Origin of the sequence: Microcella sp., from assembly GCF_046293215.1 — a bacterium.
Lineage (GTDB): Bacteria > Actinomycetota > Actinomycetes > Actinomycetales > Microbacteriaceae > Microcella.
On record NZ_JBKBPI010000024.1, the window covers coordinates 1 to 856 of the forward strand.

General features: G+C 67.8%; 1 protein-coding gene. It reads right to left on the minus strand.

Features of this window, described 5'->3' with window-relative positions; genetic code table 11:
- Positions 1-359: 359 nt before the first annotated feature.
- Positions 360-856: hypothetical protein (locus ACK4SC_RS11695; RefSeq protein WP_409618149.1), on the minus strand; the 497-nt coding region annotated here is incomplete at its 5' end.

Consider the following 856-nt stretch of genomic DNA (forward strand, 5'->3'; position numbering starts at 1 on the left):
GAGGACGTCCCGTACCCAAAAGGACCGGTTCTCCACCTCCCACCGGGAAAGGAGAAGCTCCCCAAGCCGCCTCGCGTCCGCCTCCTCGGCTCCCAAGCTGGTGAGGGCGTAGCTCGCCGCGCGCCGTACCTCCCCCGTCCCCTTGTGCACCACCTCCCGCTCCACCCGCACCACCTGTCGGCACCCGGGAAAGGCCAAGAGCGCATCCGGCAGATAAGGGGAAGCCCAGACCCGGTAGGTCCACACCTCCCCGTCCCGCACCACCTCCCAAGCTGACTCCGTCTCCCCGGGAAGCCGCCTTTCCTCCATCCCCTTGAATACCTCCAGAGCCCACTCCAGCAGTTCCCCCTGGTTGGCCTTCAGGACGAAGAGGTATGCCCCCCTTTTTCCACCACCTTCCCCGCCACCTCCGGGTACAGGTATCCCGCGTCCCCCACCACTACCTTCCCTTTGAGCCCCTCCGCCCCCAGGCGGTCCAGGAGCTCCAGAAGCGCTTGGTCCTCCCTCCCCTCCACCCGGGCCTGGGCCAGGGTGGTCTTGAGGTGCAGGGCCAGGACCTCCACGAGCCTGACCTGGGGGCTCTTCCCCTTGCCGCTTCCCCGGAGGTGCTTCCCGTCCACCACCAGGACCCCTCCCAGGTCCACCTCGGGGAAGACCTGGAGGAGGGCCTCCTGGAGCTTCTTTGGGTCCAGACGGTGAAGGAGGAGGGTGAGGATGGTGTGGCCCGGGGGGTTGCGCAGGCCCAGGTGGGGCAAGAGGTGAGGGTTGGCCCGGGCGAAACGTTCCACGCCGCGCAGGGAGTCCACGCGGGCGAGAAAGGCCACCAAGATGAGGGCCAACAAGCCCCACAAGGGAT